This window comes from Pseudomonas glycinis, assembly GCF_054871425.1.
In genome coordinates this window covers 106,734-121,524 of record NZ_JBTYHF010000008.1, presented here as the reverse complement: position 1 = coordinate 121,524, position 14,791 = coordinate 106,734, and the positions used below count along the sequence as shown (strand labels likewise).

The 14,791-nt window shown below is 59.3% G+C and carries 19 protein-coding genes and 3 tRNA genes; 13 read left to right on the top strand and 9 right to left on the bottom strand.

The annotated features are described in order from the left end of the window. Positions 1-94 precede the first annotated feature (94 nt). Positions 95-1,156, top strand: a complete 1,062-nt coding sequence (locus tag ACYSTU_RS19645) for an AI-2E family transporter (protein ID WP_024013473.1) — start codon at positions 95-97, stop codon at positions 1,154-1,156. Here the strand turns inward: ACYSTU_RS19645 and ACYSTU_RS19640 are convergent. The 3 genes from ACYSTU_RS19640 to ACYSTU_RS19630 form a co-directional block, all read right to left on the bottom strand. Then, positions 1,153-1,335, bottom strand: a complete 183-nt coding sequence (locus ACYSTU_RS19640; protein WP_016770690.1) for a hypothetical protein — start codon at positions 1,333-1,335, stop codon at positions 1,153-1,155. The genes ACYSTU_RS19645 and ACYSTU_RS19640 overlap by 4 nt on opposite strands. 103 nt (positions 1,336-1,438) lie before the next feature. Further along, positions 1,439-1,633 carry a hypothetical protein gene (locus ACYSTU_RS19635; protein WP_016770691.1) on the bottom strand — a complete coding sequence of 65 codons (195 nt, stop codon included), beginning with the start codon at positions 1,631-1,633 and terminating at the stop codon, positions 1,439-1,441. Between the two features lie 229 nt (positions 1,634-1,862). Continuing rightward, entirely contained in the window at positions 1,863-2,243 is a 381-nt protein-coding gene (locus ACYSTU_RS19630) for a hypothetical protein (protein WP_024013471.1), read from the bottom strand. A gap of 243 nt (positions 2,244-2,486) precedes the next feature. Here ACYSTU_RS19630 and ACYSTU_RS19625 point away from each other — a divergent pair, with 243 nt between their 5' ends. Both ACYSTU_RS19625 and ACYSTU_RS19620 read left to right on the top strand, forming a co-directional pair. After that, entirely contained in the window at positions 2,487-3,305 is an 819-nt protein-coding gene (locus ACYSTU_RS19625; RefSeq protein ID WP_071172956.1) for a shikimate 5-dehydrogenase, read from the top strand. Positions 3,306-3,505: 200 nt separating this feature from the next. Then, a complete protein-coding gene (locus tag ACYSTU_RS19620; RefSeq protein ID WP_499001052.1) occupies positions 3,506-4,024 on the top strand; it encodes a cupin domain-containing protein in 519 nt (172 codons plus the stop codon). A 128-nt stretch (positions 4,025-4,152) separates the two neighbouring features. Here ACYSTU_RS19620 and ACYSTU_RS19615 read toward each other — a convergent pair whose 3' ends face one another. After that, on the bottom strand, positions 4,153-4,797 hold the full coding sequence (locus ACYSTU_RS19615) for a YceH family protein (protein WP_499001050.1): 645 nt from the start codon (positions 4,795-4,797) through the stop codon (positions 4,153-4,155). A 125-nt stretch (positions 4,798-4,922) separates the two neighbouring features. Between ACYSTU_RS19615 and ACYSTU_RS19610 the strand changes: the two genes are divergently transcribed. Then, positions 4,923-5,432 (top strand): DUF1993 domain-containing protein, encoded by a 510-nt coding sequence (locus ACYSTU_RS19610; RefSeq protein WP_041477165.1) that lies wholly within the window; start codon positions 4,923-4,925, stop codon positions 5,430-5,432. 203 nt (positions 5,433-5,635) lie between these two features. Here ACYSTU_RS19610 and sstT read toward each other — a convergent pair whose 3' ends face one another. Beyond that, entirely contained in the window at positions 5,636-6,865 is a 1,230-nt protein-coding gene (gene sstT, locus ACYSTU_RS19605; RefSeq protein ID WP_125918102.1) for a serine/threonine transporter SstT, read from the bottom strand. 307 nt (positions 6,866-7,172) lie between these two features. On the opposite strand from sstT, the gene ACYSTU_RS19600 reads away from it, so the two are divergent. After that, positions 7,173-8,330 (top strand): MFS transporter, encoded by a 1,158-nt coding sequence (locus ACYSTU_RS19600; protein ID WP_024013467.1) that lies wholly within the window; start codon positions 7,173-7,175, stop codon positions 8,328-8,330. Here ACYSTU_RS19600 and nhaR read toward each other — a convergent pair. Further along, positions 8,325-9,224, bottom strand: a complete 900-nt coding sequence (gene nhaR, locus ACYSTU_RS19595; RefSeq protein WP_016775345.1) for a transcriptional activator NhaR — start codon at positions 9,222-9,224, stop codon at positions 8,325-8,327. The genes ACYSTU_RS19600 and nhaR overlap by 6 nt on opposite strands. A gap of 133 nt (positions 9,225-9,357) precedes the next feature. On the opposite strand from nhaR, the gene ACYSTU_RS19590 reads away from it, so the two are divergent. Next, positions 9,358-9,600 (top strand): hypothetical protein, encoded by a 243-nt coding sequence (locus tag ACYSTU_RS19590; RefSeq protein ID WP_024013465.1) that lies wholly within the window; start codon positions 9,358-9,360, stop codon positions 9,598-9,600. Between the two features lie 29 nt (positions 9,601-9,629). Then, positions 9,630-10,379 (top strand): TerC family protein, encoded by a 750-nt coding sequence (locus ACYSTU_RS19585; protein WP_499001044.1) that lies wholly within the window; start codon positions 9,630-9,632, stop codon positions 10,377-10,379. A 126-nt stretch (positions 10,380-10,505) separates the two neighbouring features. Here the strand turns inward: ACYSTU_RS19585 and ACYSTU_RS19580 are convergent, their stop codons facing one another. After that, positions 10,506-10,673 (bottom strand): hypothetical protein, encoded by a 168-nt coding sequence (locus tag ACYSTU_RS19580; protein WP_016775342.1) that lies wholly within the window; start codon positions 10,671-10,673, stop codon positions 10,506-10,508. 235 nt (positions 10,674-10,908) lie between these two features. Here ACYSTU_RS19580 and ACYSTU_RS19575 point away from each other — a divergent pair, with 235 nt between their 5' ends. From ACYSTU_RS19575 to ACYSTU_RS19565, 3 genes are all read left to right on the top strand, one after another. Then, positions 10,909-11,580, top strand: a complete 672-nt coding sequence (locus tag ACYSTU_RS19575; protein WP_137214745.1) for a cysteine peptidase family C39 domain-containing protein — start codon at positions 10,909-10,911, stop codon at positions 11,578-11,580. A 90-nt stretch (positions 11,581-11,670) separates the two neighbouring features. Beyond that, positions 11,671-11,877: a DUF6021 family protein gene (locus ACYSTU_RS19570; protein ID WP_024013462.1), complete on the top strand. Its 207-nt coding sequence runs from the start codon at positions 11,671-11,673 to the stop codon at positions 11,875-11,877. A gap of 12 nt (positions 11,878-11,889) precedes the next feature. Next, complete coding sequence (locus ACYSTU_RS19565; RefSeq protein WP_499001040.1) at positions 11,890-12,096, top strand: hypothetical protein; 207 nt, start codon at positions 11,890-11,892, stop codon at positions 12,094-12,096. Between the two features lie 54 nt (positions 12,097-12,150). On the opposite strand, the gene pbpG is transcribed toward ACYSTU_RS19565, so the two are convergent. After that, on the bottom strand, positions 12,151-13,089 hold the full coding sequence (pbpG, locus tag ACYSTU_RS19560; RefSeq protein WP_073471341.1) for a D-alanyl-D-alanine endopeptidase: 939 nt from the start codon (positions 13,087-13,089) through the stop codon (positions 12,151-12,153). A gap of 230 nt (positions 13,090-13,319) precedes the next feature. Then, positions 13,320-14,174 carry a bifunctional methylenetetrahydrofolate dehydrogenase/methenyltetrahydrofolate cyclohydrolase FolD gene (gene folD / locus ACYSTU_RS19555; RefSeq protein WP_110600737.1) on the bottom strand — a complete coding sequence of 285 codons (855 nt, stop codon included), beginning with the start codon at positions 14,172-14,174 and terminating at the stop codon, positions 13,320-13,322. Positions 14,175-14,449: 275 nt separating this feature from the next. Here folD and ACYSTU_RS19550 point away from each other — a divergent pair. From ACYSTU_RS19550 to ACYSTU_RS19540, 3 genes are all read left to right on the top strand, one after another. Further along, positions 14,450-14,526, top strand: a tRNA-Arg gene (locus ACYSTU_RS19550). 32 nt (positions 14,527-14,558) lie between these two features. After that, a tRNA-His gene (locus ACYSTU_RS19545) sits at positions 14,559-14,634 on the top strand. Between the two features lie 57 nt (positions 14,635-14,691). Then, a tRNA-Leu gene (locus tag ACYSTU_RS19540) sits at positions 14,692-14,776 on the top strand. The last annotated feature ends 15 nt before the right edge of the window (positions 14,777-14,791 follow it).

Below are 14,791 nucleotides of genomic sequence, written 5' to 3'. Positions count from 1 at the left end.
GATCTATGCTCCATGAATAAACATGGCACTCACGCGCTCGGCGGCTGACTAAGTGGGGCGGGCGTGCGTGACGCCTGACTGACATGGACCGGATATGAACGAAAAGAGTCTGCAATTCAAATCCCTGACAGTGCTGCTGGTGCTGGTCACGGTGGCTTTTATCTGGATTCTGCTGCCGTTTTACGGCGCGGTGTTCTGGGCTGTCATCCTCGGTATTCTGTTTGCGCCGGTACAGCGCAGGTTGCAGCAGAAGTTCGGCTTGCAACGCAACGTGACGTCGCTGTGCACCTTGAGCCTGTGCCTGGTGATCGCGATTCTGCCGGTGATCATCGTCAGCATCCTGCTCGTGCAGGAAGGCGCGACGGTCTACAAGAACATTGAAAGCGGCGAGCTGGACATCGCTGCGTATCTGGCGCAGTTCAAGCACAGCCTGCCGCCGTACTTTCAGCACTTGCTCGACCGCTTCGGCATGGGCGAACTCGACAGCTTGCGCGAGAAGATCGTCAAAGCGGCGATGCAGGGCAGCCAGGCGCTGGCGACTCAGGCTTTCAGCTTCGGCCAGGGCACATTCGAATTCGTGGTGAGCTTTTTCATCATGCTGTATCTGCTGTTTTTCTTTCTGCGTGACGGCCCTGAGCTGGCGCGCAAGATGCGCACTGCCGTGCCGCTGGAAGAAAACCACAAGCGCCGCCTGCAACTGAAGTTCAACCGCGTGGTGCGCGCCACGGTCAAAGGCAACGTGGTGGTGGCCGTGACCCAAGGCGCGCTGGGCGGGTTGATTTTCTGGTTTCTCGACATTCCCAGCGCGTTGCTCTGGGCGGTGCTGATGGCGTTTCTGTCGCTGTTGCCAGCGGTGGGCGCGGGGATTGTCTGGGCGCCGGTGGCGGTGTACTTCCTGCTCAGCGGCATGATCTGGCAGGGCGTGGTGCTGGGCTTGTTCGGGGTATTCGTGATCGGCCTGGTCGACAATGTGCTGCGCCCGATTCTGGTGGGCAAGGATACGAAAATGCCCGATTACCTGATTCTGGTTTCCACCCTCGGCGGCCTCGCGGTCTTCGGCCTCAACGGCTTTGTGATCGGACCGCTGATTGCCGCGTTGTTCCTGTCGAGCTGGGCGCTGTTCGTCGAGACCAAGCCCAAGGTGCAGCTGCCTTAGGCATGAAACGTATTGCTGGCGACTTGTTGCGACAAGGCCTGTGCTGCTGGCAAGGAGGTGAGCGGGCCGCTGATCGGCTCGCCATCGCGCACCAGATACCAGCAAGCGAGCAAACCGGATGCACGCAGCGAAGCGGGAACTGCGCTGCCGATCACCGACATGATTTGAACCTGTGCCATGGGAAAAACTCCATCAAACTGATGGGGCTACCTTAGGGATTTGCCGGCACGACGGACAATCAACGCTTTCGATAGTGGTCATTGATGCCAGTGAGGTCTGGCCTCATTCGACCACTTGATCGAGCATGTGCATGACTTCGCGCTCATTGAGCAGGCCCTTGTGCACGAGGTTTTCGGCGAGCAGGGACAGCAGCTTGGCGCAGCGATGGCCTTCCAGATGCTTGAGCTCGGTAAGTGCGCTGTACACCTTGCTCGAGGTGCACAGACCGACTATGCGGTGCGGGTTTTGTGTGGGCATACAGTCGTCCTTGTTGTTATCGATCTGTTGTTTACGGACGGATTCAGATTGCGGTTCCGTCATGACAAAGCGGTGACCGTTCGATGAAAAAAGCCCGACGGTCGATTCCATCATGCCGACTTTAGCTGCTCGCACTGTCCTCACAGCGACCTTGACGCGATTTTTTCAGACGTTGGCCGACCAGCGGTCATAAAAAAGCCCCGCTCGAAAGCAGGGCTCTGTGTTGCGCTTACCAGCGTGGACCGCCGTAGTAGCCATGCGGGCCGCCGTAGTAGCCGTGGGGCCGACCGTAATAACCACGAGGCGGGCCGTAATAGACGGGGGCTGGCTGCACGTAGACCGGTTGTTGTACATACACCGGCGCCGGCTGGTAATAGACCGGTGGCGGCGGTTGCTGCACGTAGACCGGTTGCGGCTGCACATAAACCGGTTGTTGCTGCACATACACCGGCCGATCCTGGTTGATCAGTGCCGAGCCGATGATGGCCGAGCCGACGATCGCGCCAAACACTGCAGGGCCCTGCCAGCCATGGCCACCACCCGCTTCAGCCTGGCCGGTGACGGCAAGTGCGCCAATCAACAAAGCCATGATGGGAAGTTTACGAATCATGATAAGTCCTCGGTTCTTCGACCCGGCGCCGCGGCCTGAATCAGGCCTACAGTTGTCGCGGGGATACAGCTAAGACAGCAAAATTGCGAAATTCAGCACAGCCGCTGGGTAAATTTTGTGTAAGGTCTGTAGCGGCTTCTTTACCCGGCTGCGCGGCGCCACAAACAAGCCCCAATGATGATTCAGAATCCGGTGGGCTGGCCAATCCCGTCCATCCGAAAGTGCGTTTGAAGGAGAAGTTTCATGCAGATGAACCCGAACAAAGACACCCAACTGTGCATGTCCCTGTCCGGGCGCCCGGGGAATTTCGGTCTGCGTTTTCACAACCATTTGTATGAACAGCTGGGCCTGAATTTCTATTACAAAGCGTTCAGCAGCCAGGACCTGACCGGCGCGGTCGGCGGCATCCGCGCACTGGGCATTCGTGGCTGCGGCGTGTCGATGCCGTTCAAGGAAGCCTGCATTGCGCTGGTCGATGAGCTGGATGCGTCGGCGGCGGCGATCCAGTCGATCAACACCATCGTCAACACTGGCGGCCACCTCAAGGCCTACAACACCGATTACATCGCCGTCGCGCAATTGCTGGAAAGCCACGCGGTGCCGAAAGATTCGACCTTCGCCCTGCGTGGCAGCGGCGGCATGGCCAAAGCGGTGGCCAGCGCCCTGCGCGATGGTGGCTACCAGAACGGTTTGATTGTCGCCCGTAACGAGCGGGCCGGACGCGCCCTGGCGGATTCGCTGGGTTATCGCTGGCAGGCCGAGCTGGGTGACGAGCGCCCGCAGATGCTGATCAATGTCACCCCGGTAGGCATGGACGGCGGGCCGGAGGCGGGGCAACTGGCGTTCGAGCCTGAAGTGATCAAAGCGGCTGAGACTGTATTCGACGTGGTGGCGATCCCTTCGGAAACGCCACTGATTGTGCGGGCGCGGGCCGAGGGCAAGCGCGTGATCACCGGGCTTGAGGTGATTGCGATTCAGGCGCTGGAGCAGTTCGTGCTGTACACCGGAGTGCGGCCGAATGAGGCGCAGTTTGCGGCGGCGGTGGATTTTGCGCGTAGCTGATTGATCTTTTAGTGGCTGGGCTGGCCTCTTCGCGAGCAGGCTCGCTCCCACAAGTTGAGCGTGTTCCTCCAGTTGGAATGCGATTGAATGTGGGAGCGAGCCTGCTCGCGAAGGCGGCGCTGCGGTTCTGGATCACTATCTATAATCCTCGCCAGCACGCACAGACCTGCCCAGCAAAAAAAACATAACCGAGGCCGCCCATGCATCCGCCCATCCTCAACCTCAACGAGGTCGAACTCGAAGCCCTTCCCGAAGCCTTGGCCCCTGAAGGCGAAACCGCCGGGCGTTATCAGCAGCGTATCGCGCGGATCGGTCAGCAACTGGGTGCGCAGAAACTCGGTTATCGCCTGTATGCGCTGCCAGCGGGCATGCGCGGCAGTCCATTCCACAGCCATCGGGTCAACGAGGAAATGTTCTACGTGGTGGCCGGGGAGGGCGAGGTGCGGTTGGGAGGCGAGCGTTTTCCGATCCGCGCCGGTGATGTGATCGCCTGCCCACCGGGCGGACCCGAGAAGGCACATCAGATCATCAATACCAGCGCGGGCGAACTGCGTTATCTGGCGATCAGCACTCAGCAGCAGCCGGAGATCTGCGAGTATCCGGTCTCGAACAAGTATGCGGTGATGGATAATTTCACGGTGGATGCCGACGGCAATGCCTCGGGCTTTGTCGCTGTCGCGCGGCAGGTGGATGGGGTGGATTATTGGGATGGGGAATAAAATCTGAAATTCGCAGATACCCCCTGTGGGAGCGAGCTTGCTCGCGAAGGCGGCGGGTCATTCAAGATCGTGGCGACTGACACTACGCTTTCGCGGGCAGGCTCGCTCCCACAGAGGTTCTGTTGCGATTATTCGAGGCGGGCCAGGCGTTCTTCCAGTGCGGCGATCCGCGCTTCCAGTTCTTCGATACGCTCCAGTGAAACGCCACCGCCCGATCGCTCCCCAGGATTCTGCCGCGCCGCCAGGATCGCTTCGATATCTGCCGGATCGCCCAAGGCATGGGTGTAGCGATCCTCACGCTGCCCGGCCTGACGCGGAATCAATACCGCCAGACCGCGTGCGATCAGCCGTTCAAGCTGATGAACCACCTGCTCGGCGTCCTCGAACTCGTGCATGCGTCCGCTGCGGGTTAGCAGTTCGTTGACGGTCTGCGGACCGCGCAGAAACATCAAACCCGTCAGAATCACCTGTGCCGGTACCAGTTCCAGCGCCTTGTCGACCTTGTGCTCCCAGCGGTCGGCACGGCTGCCCATCACCAGCCGGGTGAAACCACGCCCCTCCAGCGCCCGCAGGCTCTGGCCGACCTGGCCCTGATTGAGGTTCATTACCGGTTCGCGGCTGGTTTTCTGATTGCAGGCCAGCACCAGCGCGTTGAGGGTCAGCTGATAGGTTTCCGGGCTGGTGGCCTGTTTTTCGATCAGCGCACCGAGAATGCGGATTTCCGTGGCATTGAGCCGTGGCTGGTCGGAGGTGGATTCTTGTTCGTTGCTCATCGCGCGTTCCCTCTGCAGTCGAAGCCGCCTAGCCTAATCCTTGCCAAACAAAAGGCAAGCCGTGTGCTCATCAAGCATGGCTATAATCGCCACCACGTATTACCCAGCCATCACATGAGATTGCCATGACCATTTCACTGTACGCCGCATCCGTCCCGGTTTTTCAACAAATGCTCAACGCCCTGAGCGATGTGCTGAAAAAGGCCGAAGCCCACGCCAGCGCGAAAAACATCGACCAGAGCGTCTTCCTGCAAGCGCGTCTGTACCCGGACATGTTCCCGCTGGTGCGTCAGGTGCAGATCGCCGTGGATTTCGCCAAAGGCGTGTCGGCGCGTCTGGCTGAAGTCGAACTGCCGAAGTACGACGACACTGAAACCACCTTTGCCGAGCTGCAAGCGTTGATCACCAAGGTCCTGGCCTTCATCGGCGAGATCAAGCCAGAGCAGATCGATGGCAAGGAAGGCATCGAAATCGTCACCCGTCCGGGCACGCCGAAAGAGAAGCGCTTCAGTGGTCAGGCGTATCTGCTGACTTACGGCTTGCCGCAGTTCTTCTTCCACGTCACCACCACCTATGCGTTGCTGCGTCATAACGGCGTTGAAGTGGGCAAGCGCGATTACATGGGCGCGTTCTAAACACCCCGATACGAAAAAGCCCGCCAAGGTTCGCGCCTTGGCGGGCTTTTGTTTGATCGTTCCCACGCGCAGCAAAGGAATGCAGCCCGGGACGCTCTGCGTCCCATTCAGAGCCGAACGCGGAGCGTCCGTTGAGGCATTCCCACGCAGAGCGTTGGAACGATCTGTAAACTCCCGGGCTTCCGCTTCTCCTATGGCAGCGATTACGCGCGCTGAGCCTTCTCTTCTTCGCCCAGGCAAGCCGCCGCTGTAAACAGCACGTCAGTCGACGAGTTCAGCGCGGTCTCCGCCGAATCCTGCAGCACGCCAATAATGAAGCCCACCGCCACGACCTGCATGGCGATCTCGCTCGGGATGCCGAACAGGCTGCACGCCAGCGGAATCAGCAGCAGCGACCCACCGGCCACACCCGAAGCACCACAGGCGCAAATGGCTGCGACGACGCTGAGCAGGATCGCGGTCGGAATGTCCACAGCGATGCCCAAGGTGTGCACCGCCGCCAGGGTCAGCACGGTAATGGTGATCGCCGCACCGGCCATGTTGATGGTCGCGCCGAGCGGGATCGATACCGAGTAGGTGTCTTCGTGCAGGCCCAGGCGCTTGCTCAATTCCAGGTTGACCGGAATGTTCGCCGCCGAGCTGCGGGTGAAGAACGCGGTGATGCCGCTTTCGCGCAGGCACATCAGGGTCAACGGGTACGGATTGCGGCGCAGCTTCCAGAACACGATCAGCGGGTTCATCACCAGCGCGACGAACAGCATGCAGCCCAGCAGCACCGCCAGCAGGTGCGCGTAGCCGAGCAGCGCGCCGAAACCGGAGGTGGCCAATGTCGACGCGACCAGGCCGAAGATGCCCAGCGGCGCGAAGCGAATGACCACACGGACGATCACGGTGACGCCGTTGGACAAGTCACCGAGCACTTCGCGAGTGGTGTCGCCAGCGTGGCGGATGGCAATGCCCATGCCGATCGCCCAGGCCAGAATGCCGATGAAGTTGGCATTCATCAGCGCGCTGACCGGGTTGTCGACGACGCTGAGCAACAGGCTTTGCAGGACTTCGCCGATGCCGCCGGGCGCAGTCACGGCAACGTTCTCGGTCGATAACACCAGATTCGACGGGAACGCCATGCTGGCGACCACGGCCACCACCGCAGCGCTGAATGTACCCAGCAGGTAGAGGAACAGGATCGGGCGGATGTGGGTTTCCTGACCGTGCTTGTGGTTGGCGATCGAGGCCATCACCAGCACGAACACCAGAATCGGCGCCACGGCTTTCAACGCCGAGACAAACACCTTGCCGATGAACGCGGTGGACTTCGCCAGCTCCGGTGCAATCAGGGCCAGGGCAATACCGGCGATCAGACCAATGACGATCTGGGTCACCAGACTCAGGCGTTTCAGGCGTTGCAGTAACGAAGGGGATGAAGCGGTCATAACGGCATCTCTGTTTTTTATAGGGTGCGAAGCGTCGTGGGCAGTCACGAAACGCCTGTCGAAGTGACATCAACGCCGCCAAACGGCACGTTGAACAGCTGTACGATTTTCAGGGCGCGGACTTTATCACAGCGTAGGCGTGAACCTTCAGGCCTGTGACGATCTGCCACCGGATCGGCCCGGCAGATCGGCAGTTTTGGGCAACTCAGTGCGGACGCAGTCTGTTAAGCTTCGCCATCCTCATTTTCAAGTTCTGCCAGCGGGCCTCCGGGTCATCGCTGGCGTCGTCGTTTTGCTGGAGTTGCGCATGCTGTTGCCTATTCTTCTGTTGTCCGCCGCCGGGTTCACGGTGCTGACCACGGAATTCGTCATTGTCGGCCTGTTGCCGGCGATCGCCCGAGACCTCGAAGTCAGCATCCCGCAAGCCGGGCTGCTGGTGACCTTGTTCGCCTTTACCGTGGCGCTGTTCGGCCCGTTCCTGACCGCTTATTTCGCCCGTTTTGAACGGCGCAAACTGTTCATCAGCATTCTGATCATGTTCGGTCTGGCCAACACCGTGGCAGCGTTGGCGCCGAATATCTGGGTGATGGCCATCGCACGGTTGATTCCGGCGTTGGGTTTGCCAGTGTTCTGGGCATTGGCCAGTGAAACCGCCGTCGACATCGTCGGCCCGGATTTCGCCGGCCGCGCCATCGCCAAGATCGGCTTCGGTATCGTCTGCGCCACGGTGTTCGGCATTCCGGTCGGCACGCTGATTTCCGACGCGTTCGGCTGGCGCAGCGCATTCGGCATTCTGGCGTTGATCGCGTTTGCCAAAGCCTTGCTGCTGTTTGTCTACCTGCCGAAAACCAGTCTGCACCAGCATCAGGTCAGCTTCCGTTCGCAGTTCAAGATCCTGCGCAGCCCGCTGATGCTCGGCCATATCTTGTTGTCGATTCTGGTGTTCAGCGGCATGTTCACCGCTTATACCTACCTTGCGGACATCCTCGAACGACTTGCCGGTTTCAACGGCACCGTGGTCGGTTGGTGCCTGATGGCGTTTGGCGCAGTCGGGCTGATCGGCAACTCGCTCGGTGGGCGAGCGGTGGATCGGCATCCGCTGGGGGCGTCGGTGTTGTTCTGTGCGTTCATGATCGCCGGCATGGTTTCGCTGGTGCCGAACATTCATTCGCCAGTGGGTCTGGCGGTGGCGATGGGCATCTGGGGCGTAACCCAGGCCGCATTGTTCCTGGTCAGCCATGTGCGCCTGATGAAAGCCGCGCCGGAAGCGCCAGCCTTCGCCGCGTCGCTGAACATCGCCGGGGCCAATCTCGGCATTGGTCTGGGCGCGATGGTCGGCGGCCGGGTGATCGACAGCGCCGGTCTTGGCTTTCTCGGCTTTGCCGCTGCCGGCTTCATTTTGCTTTCGGTGTTCCTCGCCATGGTGCTGATGACGCTGAAGCCGCGTGAAGTCTGCGCTTCATAACCCGGTAAACAGCTCGCGTCGGGCACCCTCGGTAATCGCTACGATGCCAGGGTGCTTGACCTTGCGCTCCACCGAAATGGCATAGAACGACTCGCTCACCGCGTCGGTCTGGCCGATCAACTCGACGCCGTACTGGCGCTTCACTTCCTCGGCAATCACGCTCGGGCCGATAAAGATCCCGCTGCCGGATTGGCCGAAGGCCTGCATCAAAGCACTGTCATCGAATTCGCCGACAATCTGCGGCTGGATCTGCTGTTCGGCGAACCAGCGCTGCAAACGGCTGCGCACCACGGTTTCCGCGCCGGGAATCAGCAGCGGTGCGCCGTGCAGGCTGCGCGGGAAATCCTGGCCATACTGCGCGGCGAGTTCGGCGGTGGCGAAAAAACTGATCCCGCATTCACCGAGCTTCTGGCTGTAGCCTTTGATGTCCAGATGCGAGGGCATCGGGCTGTCGGAAATCACCAGATCCAGACGCTGAATGGCCAGATCGGCGAGCAGGCGTTCGAGTTTGTCCTCGCGGCAGGTGATGCGCAGCGGCTCGCTCAACTCCATGGTCGGCGCGATCAGGCGATAGACAATGGATTTGGGCACCACGTCGGCCACGCCGACGCGAAAGAGGATCTGCTGCTCGTTGGGCTGCGCTCGCAGCATCAGCTCCAGCTCGCCGCCCAACTGAAACATCTGCTCGGCGTAGGGCAGGGCCTGGCGCCCGGCTTCGGTGAGTTCCAACTGGCGGCCAACTCGGCGAAACAGTTCCACGCCATAGGTTTGTTCAAGCAGTGAGATCTGTCCGCTGATGGTCTGTGGCGTCAGGTTCAGTTGCTCGCAGGCGCGGACGATGCTGCCGGTTTTGGCTACAACCCAGAAGTAATGCAGTTGTCGGTAATTGAGCATAGTGATGGCCACTTCGTGAAAACCGAAGTATAGCCGCTAAAAATACGAATTTTCCTGAAGTGTTCATCTCCCTAGAATGCCCAGCCATCGACGGCCGGTGTGTGCGCCTGTCTGTTCATTCGAAGGAAACCTTATGAAATACACATTTCCCGCAGTGATGTTTGCGTCTTTACTGGTTCTGGCCGGTTGTGATCAGGCGGAAAAAAGCGCCCAGCAACTGATGGGTGCGGCGGCTGAAACTGCCAAGCAAGCGATTGACGACACCCATAAAGCCGCTGAGCAAGCGCTCAGTGACGCCACCGGTGGTTTGATCGAGAAAAAAGAAACCCCGGAAAAACAAGCGGAAGAATCCGAATCTTCCTCCAAGACCATCTAAACCGTCTTACACAGAGTCAGGACTGACCCATGGAATATCTGTTAGAACTCGCCGCCAGCCCCACCGCTTGGGTTGCTTTGGCCACACTGGTGGTAATGGAAATCGTGCTTGGCATCGATAACCTGATCTTTATTTCGATCCTGACCAACAAGCTGCCCGAACAGCATCGGCAGAAGGCGCGCCGTATCGGTATCGGCATGGCCCTGATTCTGCGTCTGGCGTTGTTGAGCACCATCGCATTCATCGTGCAGTTGACCGAGCCTGTGATCGAAATCCTTGGCCAGGCGTTCTCCTGGAAGGACATGATCCTGATCGCCGGTGGCCTGTTCCTGGTGTGGAAAGCCACGACCGAGATCCATCACAGCATGGACCCGTCGCCGGAAGACCCGAAAACAGCGACTTCGAGCGTAACGCTTGGTTTTGCCGCAGCTATCGGTCAGATCCTGATGCTCGACATGGTGTTCTCGATCGACAGCATCATTACCGCTGTCGGCATGACCGAACACTTGCCGATCATGATCATCGCGGTGGTGGTGTCGGTGCTGGTGATGCTGCTCGCGGCTGATCCGCTGGCCAAGTTCATCAACGATAACCCTACGGTGGTCATGCTGGCGCTGGGCTTCCTGATCATGATCGGCATGACGCTGATCGCCGAAGGCTTCGGCGCCCACGTACCGAAAGGCTATGTGTACGCGGCCATGGCGTTCTCGGCGGGCATTGAGGTGTTGAACATGCTGTCGCGCCGGGCGAAGCAGAAGAAGGTTGCTCAGCAGGCGTAATTGCTGAGAACACAAAAAACCGCCTGGGCTGGTTGAGCTCAGGCGGTTTTTTTATTCACCTTTTGCTGAGTTATCGAGAGCGCGCTGCTGCTGAGCGCTCTCATGAGGGAAGGACCTTGTTGGTCTTCAATGCGCAGCAGCGTGTCGCACTGGATGCTTCTCTGTCTTCTCAACCGGCATCGTCTGCACCGGATGATGATGGCGCCGCGAAATCCGCAGCACGCCCCACAACATGGCAGTCGCCACGGCCAGCCAGCCGGCTATCAACATCACGATGGTCATGGTCAGGCTCATTGGTGCCTCCTCTTCGCCCTGCATCGGGCGCCCGCTTTTCGCAATTCGCTCTATTTCAGTGACAGTCTAGTCAATGGGGTGTTTCAAGCTATTGACCAAAGGTCGTTAGTCACCAATCAGTTTGCTCTATGCAATCGCCCGCTCTGCGGTTTAAGGCTATACCGCAGGCTGGTGCGGCTCTATGATCGCTGGCGTTGCCGGAACACGATGACCGGCGTCTGGAAGAGAGTGATTGATGGTGCAGGTATTTTCTCGAGTGCGCGGAGCGTTGCTTGCCGGCGCTTGCGCGGTGGTGCTGAGCGGATGTGCAGGCAATGTAGCGCCTGAAGTCAAACGCTTGCCGGAGCGGGTTGAGCTCAGTGGCACCTTCTATCGTGGCGAAGCCAACCAGAGTGGGCCACAGGTGCTCGCCAGTCTGCTGTCGCAACAAGGCATCGTCATCACCCCAGGCCTTCTGGAAAAACCGCTGCACTTGCCGGGCGCTGAGGACAAGCTGCAGCAGAACATGCAGAACCTTGCTCGCGAATATGGCCTGGTGGTTTATCCGCTCGACAGCAAGCTGCCGGCCTTGCTGACCCAGGTCGCAGCGGGCTACCCGGTCATGGTGCGTTTCAGTGAAGGTTCGGCATTCTGGGCCGAGCCGCGTTACGCGATCCTGTCCGGCTACGATCGCAATAAACAGAAGGTCCTGCTGCGCGCCGGCATGAACCGTCGGCAGTTGATGGATTTCGGCAGCTTTCAAGCAGCGCTCGAAAAGGCCGGTGGCTGGGCGATCCTGATTCAGAAACCGGCGCAGATCCCGGCAGCCGTCGACCGCTCCCGTTGGCTGAAAGCCGCCGATGAACTGGCCCAGGCCGGTGAAGAAAACGCTGCGGCGCAGGCGCGAAAGGCTCTGGCGGCGCAATAAACCTCCGTTCGTCATCTGCCGGGCACGACTGCGCCCGGCCAGCCTCTGAAGATTAATGCCCGTGCTTCGCGGGTGAATCAAGGAGGCAACATGGCAGATTCCCCAAACCCGAAAGGCCCGCACTCGTCCGAACATTCCTCGGGTGATGATCTGGGATTCGATCCGGATTCGCCGGACCTTGACGATCCGCAAGTTGATCCAGTCGGTCCGGCGAAGGCGCCGCTGGATGTCGAGCCCGGTGAAGATCCGAAGAAACCGGCCAAGCCCTATGATCCGTTAGCCGATTTGAAACCTTGATGTGAGGTGCGTATGAGTACCGATTCAAGCTTCGATGACCACAAACCTGACAGCGTGCCGACCACGCCGGAGCCGGAGGTTGATCCGGTGCTGGACCCGGACAGCCCGATGCGCGACCCGCTGGCGCGGCCAAATGTGCTGACTCCGGAGGTTTCGCCAGAGCCGAGCTCTGGCGATGGCATCCCCAATGACGACAAGATGCCGCTGCCCAACGACTGATGCGCAGACGAAAAAAAGCCCCGAAGATTCGGGGCTTTTTCGTGAACGCTGGATCTACTTGGCCGCCTCGACTACGCCGCTCTGACGGCTCTTGAGGTTTTTGTCGGCTTTGTACTGCTGTGCCACCGCTGGAACACTGGCGCTGCGCCCGGTTTCCACCCAGCTGCGGATGCGGCTGGCATCGGCAAAATGCGTGTATTTGCCAAACGCATCGAGAATCACCAAGGCGACCGGACGGTTGCCCATCTTCGTCACCAGCACCAGGCAATGGCCGGCCGGGTTGGTGAAGCCGGTCTTGGTGATCTTGATGTCCCAATCGGCCTTATTGACCAAGTGGTCGGTATTGCGGAAGCCCAGGGTGTAGTTGGGCTTGCGGAACGCCACGGTTTTTTCCTTGGTGGTGGTCAGTTGCACCAGAAGCGGTTGCTTGTGCGCAGCCACCAGCAGTTTGCTCAGGTCGCGGGCGGTGGAAACGTTGCGCTCCGACAAGCCGGTCGGCTCGACAAAGTGCGTGCTGGTCATGCCCAGCGCCTTGGCCTTGGCGTTCATTGCCGCGATAAAAGCAGCGTAGCCGCCCGGATAGTGATGGGCGAGGCTGGCGGCGGCGCGGTTTTCCGAAGACATCAAGGCGATCAGCAGCATCTCGCGGCGCGGCAGCTCACTCTTGAGTTTGACCCGGGAGAACACGCCCTTCATTTCCGGAGTGTTCCTGATGTCGACATCGATCCATTCGTCCATGTTCTGTCGAGCTTCTACCACGACCAGGCCAGTCATCAGCTTGCTGACGGAAGCGATCGGCACGATCACGTCAGGGTTGCTGGAATAGATGACTTTATTGGTCTGCATATCCATGAGCAGGGCGCTGCCGGACGCGATCTTCAATGTCGAAGCGTCACGTGGAGCAGCGGTGGTTTCCGCAGCGTTGATCGTTGGCGTGATGAATGTGCCTGTAACAGCAAACAACAGGCTCAGAATCGAGAGACGAATTTTCACGCGGGCGAACTCTAAAAGGTTGGATATACCGTTAGTTTGTAACGGGTTATTTCTTAAAACCGGCGCATTTTAGGAGTATGGCTGAAGAACTGTCGATGGTTGTTTGTAAGACCTGAAAATCTCGTGAAAAGGCCTGTAAAAAGAGCGGTTTCCGGCGAACGGTTGAAGTTTTTTCTCAGGCATTAAAAACCCCGCACGAGGCGGGGTTCTGATGCGGCGGAAAAAACCGGTCAGACGTGCAGGGTTTCTGCCGCGTAGAGCGTGTTTTCCAGCAGGCAGGCGCGGGTCATCGGGCCAACGCCGCCCGGTACCGGAGTAATCCAGCCGGCGCGGGGCAGGGCGGTTTCGTAGACGACGTCACCGACCAGTTTGCCGTCTTCCTGACGGTTGATGCCGACGTCGATCACGATCGCGCCTTCCTTGATCCACTCGCCTTTGACCAGGCCCGGTTTGCCGGCGGCGACGACCACCAGATCAGCACGGCCGACGTGACCGGCCAGATCCTTGGTGAAGCGGTGAGTGACAGTGACGGTGCAGCCGGCCAGCAACAATTCCATGGCCATCGGGCGACCGACGATATTCGAGGCGCCCACGACTACCGCATCCATCCCGTAAAGATCAGCGCCAGTGCTTTCCAGCAAAGTCATGATGCCTTTCGGGGTGCAGGGGCGCAGCAGCGGGATGCGCTGGGCCAGGCGGCCGACGTTGTACGGGTGGAAGCCGTCGACGTCTTTGTCCGGGCGGATGCGTTCCAGCAGCTTGGACGCATCGAGGTGTTCGGGCAGAGGCAACTGCAGGAGCACGCCGTCGATGGCCGGATCGTCATTAAGGCGATCGATCAGATCGGTCAGGGCTTCCTGAGTGGTGTCGGAGGGCAGGTCGTAGGCTTGAGAGAGGAAGCCAACCTCTTCACAGTCTTTACGCTTGTGCGAGACATAAACCTGAGAGGCAGGATCGCTGCCGACCAGGATCACCGCGAGGCCGGGGGTGCGCAGGCCTTGCTGGCGACGCTCGGCAACTCGTTGGGCGATCTGCTGGCGCAGGCTGGCGGCGATCGATTTGCCGTCGATTAGTTGTGCAGTCATTGCGCGTGATTAACCATCGAGAGGGGAAAAAATGAGAACGCATTCTCGCATGTCGAGCGGTGAGGGCAAAGGCGCTTGGTCAGCAAATTCCTCTAACTCCTTTAATTAAATGAATTTTTTTCAAAAAGGATTTGACGACCTTTGGAGCCCTCTATACTATTCGTCGCACTTGTCGGGCACAGCCTAGCACTGGTTAAGAAGGTGAAGCGGAATCAAGGTTCTGCGACGCTGGAAAGCACTTAGTTTGTAGTCCTTTAAGAGTACAGATTAACAAGGCGCCCGTAGCTCAGCTGGATAGAGCATCCGCCTTCTAAGCGGATGGTCGCAGGTTCGAGTCCTGCCGGGTGCGCCATTAGGCAGCTTTGGCACAAGTAACGCGATATGGTGGGCGTAGCTCAGTTGGTAGAGCACGGGATTGTGACTCCCGTTGTCGTGGGTTCGATCCCCATCGTCCACCCCATATTTCGAAAGGCGCCAGATTTAACGGTCTGGCGCCTTTGCTTTAAAAGCTTCATCCGCGGATGTGGTGGAATTGGTAGACACACTGGATTTAGGTTCCAGCGCCGCGAGGCGTAAGAGTTCGAGTCTCTTCATCCGCACCAAATAAAGCTTCATCT

Coding starts and splice junctions, on each gene's coding strand:
- ACYSTU_RS19645 (WP_024013473.1), top strand. CDS start 95: ATGAACGAAAAGAGTCTGCAATTCAAATCCCTGACAGTGCTGCTGGTG.
- ACYSTU_RS19640 (WP_016770690.1), bottom strand. CDS start 1,335: ATGGCACAGGTTCAAATCATGTCGGTGATCGGCAGCGCAGTTCCCGCT.
- ACYSTU_RS19635 (WP_016770691.1), bottom strand. CDS start 1,633: ATGCCCACACAAAACCCGCACCGCATAGTCGGTCTGTGCACCTCGAGC.
- ACYSTU_RS19630 (WP_024013471.1), bottom strand. CDS start 2,243: ATGATTCGTAAACTTCCCATCATGGCTTTGTTGATTGGCGCACTTGCC.
- ACYSTU_RS19625 (WP_071172956.1), top strand. CDS start 2,487: ATGCAGATGAACCCGAACAAAGACACCCAACTGTGCATGTCCCTGTCC.
- ACYSTU_RS19620 (WP_499001052.1), top strand. CDS start 3,506: ATGCATCCGCCCATCCTCAACCTCAACGAGGTCGAACTCGAAGCCCTT.
- ACYSTU_RS19615 (WP_499001050.1), bottom strand. CDS start 4,797: ATGAGCAACGAACAAGAATCCACCTCCGACCAGCCACGGCTCAATGCC.
- ACYSTU_RS19610 (WP_041477165.1), top strand. CDS start 4,923: ATGACCATTTCACTGTACGCCGCATCCGTCCCGGTTTTTCAACAAATG.
- sstT (WP_125918102.1), bottom strand. CDS start 6,865: ATGACCGCTTCATCCCCTTCGTTACTGCAACGCCTGAAACGCCTGAGT.
- ACYSTU_RS19600 (WP_024013467.1), top strand. CDS start 7,173: ATGCTGTTGCCTATTCTTCTGTTGTCCGCCGCCGGGTTCACGGTGCTG.
- nhaR (WP_016775345.1), bottom strand. CDS start 9,224: ATGCTCAATTACCGACAACTGCATTACTTCTGGGTTGTAGCCAAAACC.
- ACYSTU_RS19590 (WP_024013465.1), top strand. CDS start 9,358: ATGAAATACACATTTCCCGCAGTGATGTTTGCGTCTTTACTGGTTCTG.
- ACYSTU_RS19585 (WP_499001044.1), top strand. CDS start 9,630: ATGGAATATCTGTTAGAACTCGCCGCCAGCCCCACCGCTTGGGTTGCT.
- ACYSTU_RS19580 (WP_016775342.1), bottom strand. CDS start 10,673: ATGAGCCTGACCATGACCATCGTGATGTTGATAGCCGGCTGGCTGGCC.
- ACYSTU_RS19575 (WP_137214745.1), top strand. CDS start 10,909: ATGGTGCAGGTATTTTCTCGAGTGCGCGGAGCGTTGCTTGCCGGCGCT.
- ACYSTU_RS19570 (WP_024013462.1), top strand. CDS start 11,671: ATGGCAGATTCCCCAAACCCGAAAGGCCCGCACTCGTCCGAACATTCC.
- ACYSTU_RS19565 (WP_499001040.1), top strand. CDS start 11,890: ATGAGTACCGATTCAAGCTTCGATGACCACAAACCTGACAGCGTGCCG.
- folD (WP_110600737.1), bottom strand. CDS start 14,174: ATGACTGCACAACTAATCGACGGCAAATCGATCGCCGCCAGCCTGCGC.